Source organism: Tsuneonella amylolytica, assembly GCF_003626915.1.
GTDB classification, from domain to species: domain Bacteria; phylum Pseudomonadota; class Alphaproteobacteria; order Sphingomonadales; family Sphingomonadaceae; genus Tsuneonella; species Tsuneonella amylolytica.
This window is the reverse complement of record NZ_CP032570.1, coordinates 984,458-995,810: the sequence shown is the minus strand read 5'-3', so window position 1 is coordinate 995,810 and position 11,353 is coordinate 984,458. Positions and strand designations below refer to the sequence as shown.

General features: G+C 68.2%; 7 protein-coding genes. 5 read left to right on the top strand and 2 right to left on the bottom strand.

What is annotated here, in order from left to right; translation table 11 throughout:
* The first annotated feature begins 1 nt into the window (after position 1).
* The 3 genes from D4766_RS04955 to D4766_RS04945 are packed head-to-tail and all read left to right on the top strand — an operon-like array spanning position 2 to position 4,346.
* Complete coding sequence (locus D4766_RS04955; RefSeq protein ID WP_120716443.1) at positions 2-973, top strand: glucokinase; 972 nt, start codon at positions 2-4, stop codon at positions 971-973.
* Positions 970-1,584 carry a bifunctional 4-hydroxy-2-oxoglutarate aldolase/2-dehydro-3-deoxy-phosphogluconate aldolase gene (eda, locus tag D4766_RS04950; protein ID WP_120716442.1) on the top strand — a complete coding sequence of 205 codons (615 nt, stop codon included), beginning with the start codon at positions 970-972 and terminating at the stop codon, positions 1,582-1,584. The genes D4766_RS04955 and eda overlap by 4 nt, the downstream gene beginning before the upstream one ends.
* Positions 1,581-4,346 carry a phosphoenolpyruvate carboxylase gene (locus D4766_RS04945; protein WP_234024898.1) on the top strand — a complete coding sequence of 922 codons (2,766 nt, stop codon included), beginning with the start codon at positions 1,581-1,583 and terminating at the stop codon, positions 4,344-4,346. The genes eda and D4766_RS04945 overlap by 4 nt, the downstream gene beginning before the upstream one ends.
* 10 nt (positions 4,347-4,356) lie before the next feature.
* Here D4766_RS04945 and D4766_RS04940 read toward each other — a convergent pair whose 3' ends face one another.
* On the bottom strand, positions 4,357-5,121 hold the full coding sequence (locus D4766_RS04940) for a Crp/Fnr family transcriptional regulator (protein WP_234024897.1): 765 nt from the start codon (positions 5,119-5,121) through the stop codon (positions 4,357-4,359).
* 83 nt (positions 5,122-5,204) lie between these two features.
* Between D4766_RS04940 and D4766_RS04935 the strand changes: the two genes are divergently transcribed.
* Together D4766_RS04935 and D4766_RS04930 are read left to right on the top strand one after the other, a co-directional pair.
* On the top strand, positions 5,205-7,730 hold the full coding sequence (locus D4766_RS04935; protein ID WP_120716440.1) for a DUF2339 domain-containing protein: 2,526 nt from the start codon (positions 5,205-5,207) through the stop codon (positions 7,728-7,730).
* A 58-nt stretch (positions 7,731-7,788) separates the two neighbouring features.
* Entirely contained in the window at positions 7,789-8,463 is a 675-nt protein-coding gene (locus tag D4766_RS04930; protein WP_120716439.1) for a response regulator transcription factor, read from the top strand.
* Between the two features lie 67 nt (positions 8,464-8,530).
* Here D4766_RS04930 and D4766_RS04925 read toward each other — a convergent pair whose 3' ends face one another.
* Complete coding sequence (locus D4766_RS04925) at positions 8,531-11,269, bottom strand: TonB-dependent receptor domain-containing protein (protein ID WP_120716438.1); 2,739 nt, start codon at positions 11,267-11,269, stop codon at positions 8,531-8,533.
* Positions 11,270-11,353: the final 84 nt, after the last annotated feature.

The following is an 11,353-nucleotide window of genomic DNA, read 5'->3' as shown; positions in this document are numbered from 1 at the left end:
CATGATGGAACTCGTCGCGGTCGATATCGGCGGAACCCACGCACGCTTCGCCATCGCGCGGGCGGCGGACGATGGGACGATCGAACTCGACGAACCCGAAACGCTGCACACCGAGGATCACGCGAGCTTCCAGACCGCGTGGGAGGATTTTCGCGAGCGCAAGGGCGGCACACTGCCCGATGCCGTCAGCATGGCGATCGCGGGGCCGGTGGGCGGCGAGGTGATCCGCTTCACCAACAATCCGTGGATCATCCGCCCCGCGCTGGTCGAGGAGAAGCTGGGCGCCACCCGCTTCACCATCGTCAACGATTTCGAGGCGGTGGCCCATGCAGTTGCCCGCGCGCCCGATGAACAGTTCGTCCACCTGACCGGACCCGACGGGCCGCTGCCTGCGACCGGCCGCCTGACTGTCCTCGGCCCCGGCACGGGCCTCGGCGTGGCGCATCTCTACCGCGAGGCCGACGGCACCTACCGCGTCTCCGCGACCGAAGGCGGCCACGTCGACTTCGCGCCGCTCGACCAGATCGACGATGCGATCCTCGCGCGCCTGCGCAAGCGGCACACACGCGTCTCGGCGGAGCGCGTGGTGTCGGGTCCGGCGATCTCCGATATATATCTCGCTCTCGCAGGGCTCGAAGGTCGCGCGGTGGTGGAGGAGGACGACATCGCGATCTGGACCCGCGGGATGGACGGTAGCGACAGCCTGGCCGCCGCGGCGGTCGACCGGTTCTGCATGTCGCTGGGCTCGGTCGCGGGCGACATGGCGCTGGCCCACGGGGCGAAGGGCGTCGTCATCGCCGGCGGTCTCGGCTACCGCATCCGCGAGACGCTGCTGAAGTCCGCGTTTGCCGAACGCTTCCGCGCCAAGGGCCGGTTCGCCGGCATGATGGCCGACACGCCCGTCAAGCTCATCGTCCACCCCCAGCCGGGCCTCTACGGCGCGGCCGCCGCTTTCGTATCGGAACACGCATGACCGACATCGCCACTATCATGCGCACCGCGCCGGTCATTCCGGTGATCGTGGTCGAGGACGTGGAGCATGCCGTGCCGCTCGCCGAAGCGCTCGTCGCCGGCGGTCTGCGCGTGCTGGAGGTAACGCTGCGCACCCCTGCAGCGCTCGAGGCGATCCGCGCGATGAAATCGGTCGAGGGCGCGATCGTGGGCGCAGGCACGGTGACCAACCCGGATCAGCTCGACGAGGCGCTGGACGCGGGCAGCGAGTTCATCGTCTCTCCCGGTCTTACCGAACCGCTCGGCAGGGCGGCGATCGCCAGCGGGGTCCCGTTCCTGCCCGGCATCGCGAACGCAGGCGACATCATGCGCGGTCTCGACATGGGTCTCACGCATTTCAAGTTCTTCCCGGCCATGGCGGCGGGCGGGCTGCCCGCCTTGAAGGCGCTCGCCGCTCCGTTCGGGCAGTGCCGGTTCTGTCCCACCGGCGGCATCGGCCTCGGCAACGCGGCCGAATGGCTGGCGTTCGAGCCCGTCCTCTGCGTCGGCGGAAGCTGGGTTTCGCCCAAGTGGACGCCCGACCGCGGCGAGATCGAACGGCTCGCGCGCGAAGCGGCCGGCCTCGCGCAGTGAATTCGGTCGCCGATCTCGTCGAACGGCTGCAGGAGCATCACCGGCGCACTGCCGAAACGCCGCTCTTCAATCCCGTATTCCAGCTCAGTCTCGATCTCTCGCGGGCGCTCGAGGCCGGCGATCTCGAGCTTGCCGATTTCGAGCGCATGATTGCCGAACTCGAATGTGCCGGCCTCGCGAGCCGCGCGGCACGTCTGCGCTGCCTCGTCGAGCCGTCGAGCGCGGAGGCGGCGTTGTCCGCGACCGTTGCCGAGGAAGCCGATTTCGACGCCTTCGCCGCACGCTGGTCGCGGCCGCAGCTCCACGCCGTGTTCACCGCGCATCCGACCTTCCTGCTGTCGCCCGCGCAGTCCGCCGCGGTGGACCGGGCCGCCGTTTCGGGTGACGAAGAGGTCGCCTGCGTCGTCGCGAGCGAGCGCCCCGCGGTCACGCTCGACTACGAGCACGACCGTGCGATGGAGGCGATCGCCCATGCTCAGGATGCGCGCGACCGGATCGTCGGCGCCGTGCTCGCCCGGGCGCAAGCCGAGTGGCCCGATCGCTGGCGCGAACTCGCCCCAATGCCGTTCCGCTTCGCCACCTGGGTTGGGTACGACATGGACGGGCGGACCGACATCGGCTGGCACACTTCGGTCGGCTTCCGCCTTTCGGAGAAAGCCGAGCGGCTTTCCCGGTACGCCGACACGCTGGAGGGGATCGACGCGGGGCACGACCTCGTCGCGACCTTGCGCTCTGCCGCGGGGGAGGCGGGTGCGCGCGCGGGCGATTTTTCCGGCGACATGAGCGATCCGGCGGTCCTGGCGGCGGCGGCCAACCGGCTGACCGCCGACCATCCCGACAAGCTCCTGTCGCTTGCACCGTTGATCAACCGGCTGGACGGAGCTGCTGCAGAGGCTGACGGCGACACCGCGGTGGCCCTCCGGACCCTGGCGGCGGCGATGCGCGCCGATGGCCTCGGCATGGGCGGCATCCATTTCCGCGTGAACGCCAGCCAGCTTCACAACGCCATCCGCCGGCGGCTGCCCGATGGCAGCTCGATCGACATCGCCAGCCGCGGTGCGGTGGCGACCTTGCGCGAGATGGTTGCCGATGTCCGGCCGCTGCGCGCGAATTTCGCAGCGCTGGCGCTCGAAAGCTCGACCGCGATCCGCCAGTTCCTCGCGATGGCGCAGATCCTCAACCACGTGGATGCCGACGCGCCGATTCGGATGCTGATCGCCGAGTGCGAGCAGCCCTCGACGGTGCTCGCCGCGCTCTATTTCGCCAAGCTGTTCGGCATCGCCGACAAGGTCGACGTATCGCCGCTGTTCGAGACCGAGAACGCGCTTGAGCACGGCGGACGCCTGCTCGACGCCCTGCTCGCGGAACGCACGTATCAGGATTATGCCCGGACGCGCGGACGGGTGGCGATCCAGACCGGGTTTTCCGATGCGGGCCGGTTCGTGGGGCAGGTGCCCGCCAGCCTCGCGATCGAGCGGTTGCAGGGCCGAATGGCCGCGGCGATGACCGCGAACGGGCTGACCGACGTAGCCGCTCTCGTATTCGACACGCACGGCGAGGGGATGGGGCGCGGCGCGCATCCGTCGAGCCTGAAAGACCGGCTCGAATGGCCGCTGAGTCCGTGGGCCCGGCGTAAGTTCGCCCGCGCGGGGATCGCCTTGGAGCCCGAAGCGAGCTTCCAGGGGGGAGACGGCTACATGTTCTTCGGTTCGCCGAAGTTCGCGCTCGCCACGCTCGTCCGGATTGCCGAGCTTCGCCCGGCCACCGCCGATCTCGCCGCGCCGACCGACCCCTTCTACCGGCGAACCGACCTCAGTCTCGATTTCTACCGTGCGATCAAGGATCACCAGCAGGACCATCTCGCCAGCAAGACCTACGCCCGGGCGATTACCGCGTTCGGGCTGGGGATGCTGGTCGAGACCGGCAGCCGCAAGTCGCGCCGCCAGTCCGATATCTCGGCCGATCGCGAGATGAGCCTGCGCCAGATCCGCGCGATCCCGCACAACGCCATCCTGCAGCAGCTCGGGTACCCGGTGAACATCATCGCGGGCATCGGCAGCGCAGCGGACGGCAACCTAGACGACATGGCCGCGTTGCTGCGCGACAGCGCCCGCGGACGGCAGATCGTGCGGCTGGTGCGGGCATCGAACCGGCTGGCGAGCATCAAGACGGTCGCGGCCTACGGCGAACTGTTCAATTCCGCTTTTTGGGCGAGCCGCACCTATCGCGGGACGGAAGACCATCTTGCCGCCCAGTGCGCGACGCTCGCCGAGTACCTCACCAAGGACGACCGCAACGGCGTCTTCCGTCGGCTGGTCTCGCGGCTGCGGGTCGATGCGCTGAAGCTGCACCGGCTGCTCGACATGCTGCCCGAGGAGGAAGCCTTCGAAGGGCGCGAGCAAGTGCGGCGAGAGATCGGCGTGCTTCAGGCGCTTAGGCTTGCGTTGCTGCAGCATATGTTCCTGAAGGCCGTGGGCATTCCTGCATTCGCCCGCGCCAACGACGTCAGCCGCACCGACGTGCTGGAAATGGTCTTCACCTTGCGGATCGACGATGCGCTCGCGCAGCTCCGCCGGGCATATCCGGCGCAGCTGGCCCGGCCGGGCGATTTCGCTGTCGACGAGGCGGCCGATTATCCCAACGGCGGCGGCGAAGGTTACGCAGCCATTCACCGCGGGTATATCGACCCGATCGAGGACGCCTACGCGCTGTCGCTGCGCATCTCGGTGGCGGTGGCGAACCTGTTCGGCGCACACGGCTGAAGCCGTTGGCTCAGTCGGTCGCGTCCAGTTCGTGGCCGACGCGCAGCAGACCGTTGCCGTAGAGATAGGCGGGATCGAAATCCCCGTGCATCTCGAGAGCATGGCGGTCGCGCGTCATCACGGTGCCGCGCCGAAATTCGGCGATGCCCTTGCGGCGCAGTTCGCCCAACGCGCGGTTCATGTGGATCGAGGTGGTGCCGCACATGTCGGCAAGGTCCACCTGCGTCAGCGGGGTGCGGAAGCCGGTCGGGCGGGCGAGGCCGACCATCTCGAGCCGGTACCACAGCTCGGATAACCGGTGCGCCACCCGGCGGCTGGCTTTCAGCTGCTCCAGCTTCAGGGTCCATTGGCGGTGGATCGCCGCATCGAGCAGCGTGGAATTCCAGAACAGGCGCGACAGGTGCGGTTCGGTTTCGTGGATGCGGCCGATCGTGTCGTGGCTCACGTAGCCGACCTTCGTCGGGCCGATCGTCACGACATCGTGATCGAGCCGCTTCAGCGCATAGGCATGGAGATCGACGAAATCGCCCGGCACCTGGATGCCGACGACGTAGCGATGATCGTTCTCCTCGATCGTGCGCAGGATATAGCCTTCGATCAGCATCGTGCTGCGATCGGTGAGTTCGCCGCGGGCCACGACGGTGTGGGTTTTTTCGTAATCGGCGACCCGCTCGATCGCGGCTTCGAGCAGGTCCTTTTCGCGCTCGCGCATGGCGTGGCGCGACCGCCCCATCAGGAAGCGCCCCGTCAGGGGATAGCGTTCGATGTCGTCCACCACTCTGGCTGCAGTGATCGGGGCGGGGATTCGGTTCCGGCAACGCTTGATATTTCGGGGCTCGACGTAGACGCTGGAGCGCGATGGAATATGCCGCCTTCTTCCTGCTGTTCGGCGGCGTTGCCTGGCTCTGGCGCAAGGTCGACGCACTGGAGAGCGAGGTCGCGCGGCTCAGAAGCGGTCTGATTGCGCCGCAAACACCCGCCGCCGATGCACCGCCTGCGCCCGCGATGCGCCCGTCGGTTCCGCTGGTTGCATCGTCGCAGGACCCAGACCCCGCTCCCCCCGAAGATGCGACCGTGGCGCCGGTCGCAGTCGAGGAAACGCCGCACCGCAAGCGCTCGTTCGATTTCGAGGATCTCTTCGGCCGGATGCTGCCGATCTGGGCGGGCGGCGTCACACTGGCGGTGGCTGGGTTCTTCCTCGTGCGCTGGTCGATCGACGCGGGCCTGCTGACGCCGCCGGTCCGGGTCGTGCTGGCCGGGCTCTTCGGCATTGCCCTCATCGCCGGGGCCGAGGCCGCCTATCGCTGGCGCGAGCGGGTTGCGGACCCGCGCGTGGCACAGGCGCTGGCGGGCGCGGGGCTGGCGACGCTGTACGCCGCGTTCTACCTCGCGGGCAGTACGTACGGTTTGATAACTGCCGGGGCGGCGTTCGTCGGGCTGATGGCGGTCACTGCCGCGGCGATCGGCCTGTCGTTCCGTTTCGGGTTGCCGAGTGCGGTGCTCGCCCTCGTCGGAGGCTTCGCAGCCCCGGCACTGGTCGCGAGCGAGAATGCGAACCTTCCGCTTCTCACGATCTATCTCGCGATGGTCACGGTGGGGATCGGCTGGGCCGGCAACCGGCAGGGCCGTGCATGGCTGGGCGCCGCGGCGCTCGCGGGCGCGCTGGGTTGGGGCGCGCTGCTGGTGCTGGAGGCCGCGGCGAACGGGCAGGGCGACATCGTCATGCTCGGGGCGTTCCTGGCATTGCTCGGCGGTGTCCTGCCGGCGTTTCTCGGCGGCGCGAACGGTTTCTACCGCTGGGGACGGGTGGCCGCGACCGGGATTGCCGCGCTGCAACTGGCGGTTCTCGTGGCGCAGGGCGGGTTCGGCCCGCTCGAATGGGGACTGTACCTCCTGCTCGGTGCCGCCCTTGCGTGGTTCGGCTGGCGAATGCCGGCGATGCGCGAAGGCGGTGCGGTGGCGGCGACGATCGTGATCCTGCTGCTGCTCGTATGGACCGGACCAACACCTTGGTTCTTCGCGTCGGTGGCCGCGGCCATCGCCGCGATATTCGCTCTTCCGCCGCTCGCGCGGCTGTGGCGCGGGACCGGGTTTCGGCTCGATGTCGCCCAGGCCGCGGGGGTGGCCCTCGGCCTCGCGCTGGCGGTTCACTGGCATTTCGTCTCGTTTCCGCGAGGAGCGCCGCAGGTCGTCGTCGCGCTGGCGCTGGCGGGCGTCGCGGTGCTCCCCGCGCTGGTGTCGCACTGGGCGGGGCGGGCTGGCAACGGCGCCGGCGTCCGCTCGATCTGGGCGGCCCAGGCGGCAGCGGCGCTTATCGCCTACGCGGCGCTCGCGCAGGTATTGCCGCTCCAGGCGATGGCTTGGGCCGCAGGCCTGCTCGCGCTGGCGGCGGCGTGGCGGTCGGCGACGTTCGCAGGTGCGTTGGCAATGTTTGCCTGCCTCGCCGCGCTGTGGGCGATCGGTCCGGCTGTGCGCTGGGCCGAGGCGGGCCTCCAGGCGATCGGCGGAATGCCGATGGCAATGACCGGGATGCCGACCGTGCGCGCGGTCTTCCTCAACGCGGCACCGGCGGCCGTCGCACTGGGGGCCTGGCGCCTGCTCGCCCCGCCGCAGACGAACTGGGTTCGCCGGCTCTTGGGCGCGAGCGCCGTCGCAGTGACCGCGATCGCGGCGCATACGATCTACCGGCACGCCTTCGCGGCGATGGCCGGTACCGATTTCGTCGCGACCGGCGTACTTGAGAGAGCCGTCTGGGAAGGGCTTCTGCTCGGGCTAGGTTGGCTGGCGCTTAAGCGGGGCTGGGGCCGCGTCGCCGCTATCGCCGCCATTCTGGCGACGGCGCATTTCGCATGGTTCGCGCTGGTCCTGCACAACCCGCTGTGGAGCATGCAGGCGGTCGGCCCCCTGCCGCTCACCAACGCCTTGCTGCCGATGTACGCGGCAGGCTTCGCCGCGTTGTGGCTTGCCGCGAAGCTGCTGCCGGCTCGGGCCGCGTGGCCGCGCTGGGCGATACAGGCGGGGATCGTCCTCTTGGCCGCACTCTTTACGCTTTCCGAACTGCGCCAGGCCTTTGCCGGCTCGCTCCTCGCGACCGGACCGGTCAGCCAGTCCGAAGACCTGCTGCGTTCGCTCGCCGGTATCGTGCTCGCGGCAGCATTCCTTGCATGGGGTGCCCGCACGGGGAGCCGCAGCTGGCGGATCGGGAGCCTCGTGCTGATGGTGATCGCGGTGCTGAAGGTGTTCCTCGTCGACGCGGCGGGACTGGAAGGGCTCTCGCGGATCGCCTCGTTCATGGCGCTCGGCTTCAGCCTCATCGGCATCGGCTGGTTCTACAACCGCCAGCTCCGCACGCCGCAGGAAAGTCTGCCGACCTCCGTAACATAGTCACGCGCCCGTCATATCGGCGCGGCATTCCGCGGCGGTACAACGTGCGCGGGGCGACATGGACGTGGTCAATATCTTTCTCACCGACCGGAACGCGGAAGCAATGGACGACTTCGTCCACGACGGGCGACGGTTCGCCTTCGCGCACCTTTCCCCAGGTGGTCCGAAGCGGCTCGTCGAAGGGCCGGTGTGGGCTTTCGTCGACTGGGTCATGGACGACCTCGCCGGGCTGGAGATGTGCCGCCGCCTGCGCGCCGATCCGCGCACCGCCGAAGCCCACATCACAATGGTGTTGGAAGAAGACGATGCCGACGATCGCCGCCGGGCGCTGAAGGCCGGGGCTGACGATTACATCTTGGGTCCGCTCGACCGCACCCGCGTTCTCGACCGGGTGATGGCCGTCGAACCCGGCAGCAGCCAGCGGCATGCACCGGGGCGCCTCGATTTCGGCGCGCTGTCCATCGACCTGCGCGCGTTGCAGGCGCGCTGGCAGGGCAGGCCCATGGTACTGCCGCCGAACGAATTTCGCCTGCTGCGCTACTTCGCGGAAAACGCGAACCGCGTGCTCACGCGCGAGGAACTGATCGCAGGTCTCGGCAAGCAGGAACCGCCGATCGACGCGCGTACGGTCGACGTGTGGGTCGGGCGCCTGCGTCGCGCGCTGAAAGCGTCCGGGGCGGGCGAGGCGCTGCGCACCGTGCGCTCGCTCGGCTACGTCTTCGATCTCGACTGAACCGGGCCAAAAAAAGGGGCCGTCACCGTATCGGTGGACGGCCCCCAAGGGTGGTTGCCCGGTTAGATCAGAACTTGAGGCCGACCGATGCGGCCAGCGTCGTACCCACGTCATACGTGTTGATCTCGATTTGGTTTTCGCCGGCCCGCTGAAATTCTCGGTGGCCGCGGCCGAAGATGTTGCGCGCTTCGAACTTGGCTTCCAGTTCGGCGCCCAGCAGGCTGAACCCTTCGCGCCACACGAAGTCCAGCTGCAGGCCGGGACTTTCGATCACGTCGGGCTGGGGCGGCGAGCCGTTGAGGCCGCGGCTGACCACGCGGTCGCTGGCGTAGGACAGCAGCAGGGTCTGCTGCGACAGGCGATCCTCGTTCTCGAGACCGAGTTGCAGATTGACGATGTGATCCGACTGTCCGGTGAGCGGCGAGCCATCGCGGAAGTAGTCGGTGGCAATGGTCGATGCCGCGCCGAAGACGGCCACGCTGTCATTCGCACCGACCGACAGTTCGGACTGGGTGTAGGTGTAGTTCACGATGCCGACCAGGCGGCGAGGAGCGAAGAAGCCGCCGCCGAGGCCGCTGAGCGGCGTGTATTTCACCAGTTCGAATTCGGCGCCGTAGAGGCTGGCCGAAGGCGCGTTGGCGTAGCTCGTGAGCAAGTCGATCCCGGTGACGAACGCCTCGATCGGGTTGTCGATCTTCTTGTAGAAGCCCGCCAGCGATACCCGCTGTTCGGGGGCGAAGTACCATTCGAACCGCGCCTCGGCATTGTACAGGTGGCTGTCGACCAGAAGCGGGTTGCCGCGATAGGGCCGATTGCTGTCGGGATCGTAATATGGCTGCGCGATGAGTTCGCGGAACTGCGGGCGGGCGATGGTCTTCGAGGCGTTGAGGCGCACCTGCCTGCCGCCGCCGATGTCCCAGGTTACCGTCGCTGCAGGCAGCCAGTAGGCGTTCTGCTGCGAGGTCGGCGGAACCGAAGGCGGGACCGAGGTGAAGACCTGCACCGGCGAGGTCGTGAGGGTCGCGTCCTCGTACCGCACGCCTGCGTCGATCGAAATGTCGCCGATCGCCCAGTTGCCCTTGAGGTAGCCGGCCTTGATTTCCAGCCCCGCGTCGAAAGCGGGCGTGCCGGGGTCGGTCTCGATCAGTCCGATACCCACAGCGTCGACGATGTTCGGACCGAGAAGGAGGTCGGGGCGGAGCAGACCGATGGCGCTCACCGCCTGCGTGCTGCCTTGGAACGTGTTGGGCGCAAGGATCAGAAAATCGCGCCGCGAGCTGAACCGGTCGGTCTTCGAATATGCGCCGCCCGCCGTGAAGGCGAGCGGGGGCATGACCCGCCAGGTCACGTCCGCCCCGCCAGCCCACAGGTCCTCGTTTAGATCGGAAAAGGTGATGCCGCCGTTGCCGCCGTTGCCGTTGTTGAGGCGGTTCACGAAGAACGCGCCGAACGGGTCGGCGGCGGAATTCGTGCGGACGTATTCGAACGTCAGTTCGCCCGGCGCCTTGCGCTTGGTGTTGGCGTAAGTGCCGCGCAATTCGGCGGTCACGTCCTGCGCGATGCGGAATTCGCCGGTCAGCTGGGTGTCGATCAGCTGGCGCTCGTAGAATGCGGTGCGCTGCTGCAGGAAATCGGTCCCGCCGTTCTGCGCCGGCTTCTGCCCCAGCGCGAGCGAGGCCTTCTTGACGGTGTCGTGGATATAGACGTTCGTCCACCGCAGCTTGTTGTCGCCGAATTCGAGGCCGAGCCCGAACAGGCCGTTGACGAGGATCCGCTGGTCGGTGTTGACGCTGCGGAAGTCCTTTTCGAGGCTCGACAGGTCGGCGCTCTGCGAAGCCTGCTGGACGATGTCCTTGGTCAGCCACTTGTTGCTGTAGCCCGCCGCCGCGATGACGCCGAGGTCCACGCTGCCCAGCGCGAACGTCTTCCCGGCCGACAGGCTCCCCGAGAAGTTGGGCATCGTCGAATAGTCGCGCTGGACCACACCGTTGCGGAAATTGACCAGCTCGCGCGCGATCGCGGTCGAATCGACGGGGTCGGTGCCGATCAGCAGTCCGCTGTCGAAATAGTTCTGCAACGCCGGCGGTGCATCGCGGCTGCCGTTGTCGTAGCCGAGCCAGTCGGTCTTGCTGCCGTAGTAGGTGTAGCCGAGGTTGAACGTCGTCTCGGTATCTCCCGAAACGCCGAACCCGATCGACAGGAACGGCTCGTCGGGTGTGGTCTTGGTGGTGAGGTTGATGACGCCGCCGCCGAATTCGCCGGGGTAGTTTGCCGAATAGCTCTTCTGCACGAGCGACGACGAAACCACGCCGGTCGGGAACAGGTCGAGCGGGACGACGCGCTTCAGCGGCTCGGGGCTGGGCAGCGGGCTACCGTTGAGCAGCGCCAGGCTGTACCGATCGCCGAGGCCGCGGACATAGACGAACCCGTTCCCGACCACGGAAAGGCCGGTCACCCGCGACAGGGCGCCGGCGATGTTGCCTTCGCCGGTCCGGGCGATCTCTGCGGTCCCGAGTACGGAGACCACCTGGTCCGAACTGCGCGCGACATTGCGGTCGCGGCGGCCGGTGACGATGATCGCGCCTGCGCCGCCGGGAACCGAAACTTCCGTTTCCTCCTGCGCCGCCTGGTCGGGGCCCGGCTCGTTGGGAATGTCCGTTTCAGGCTGCGGCTCGGCGACGTCCTCGCCGGTCGGCGGGGTCGGCGCGGGCGAAGCGTCGGTCTGGCTCTGGGCGAGCGCGAGTTCGGGCGCGGTCAGCGCACTGGTGATCAGCAGCGCACCGGCCAGCCGCAGCGAGATGGACATGGGAGAACCCCCTCGGTTCCAGGTAATCGGATGGAATTCGGGGGCGACCGCTCCAAAGGCAGCCGCCCCCGTCGTTTCGGGCAG

What these genes read in the sequence shown, in the direction of transcription:
- D4766_RS04955 (WP_120716443.1), top strand. Translation starts at nt 2, where the DNA reads ATGATGGAACTCGTCGCGGTCGATATCGGCGGAACCCACGCACGCTTC.
- eda (WP_120716442.1), top strand. Translation starts at nt 970, where the DNA reads ATGACCGACATCGCCACTATCATGCGCACCGCGCCGGTCATTCCGGTG.
- D4766_RS04935 (WP_120716440.1), top strand. Translation starts at nt 5,205, where the DNA reads ATGGAATATGCCGCCTTCTTCCTGCTGTTCGGCGGCGTTGCCTGGCTC.
- D4766_RS04930 (WP_120716439.1), top strand. Translation starts at nt 7,789, where the DNA reads ATGGACGTGGTCAATATCTTTCTCACCGACCGGAACGCGGAAGCAATG.
- D4766_RS04925 (WP_120716438.1), bottom strand. Translation starts at nt 11,269, where the DNA reads ATGTCCATCTCGCTGCGGCTGGCCGGTGCGCTGCTGATCACCAGTGCG.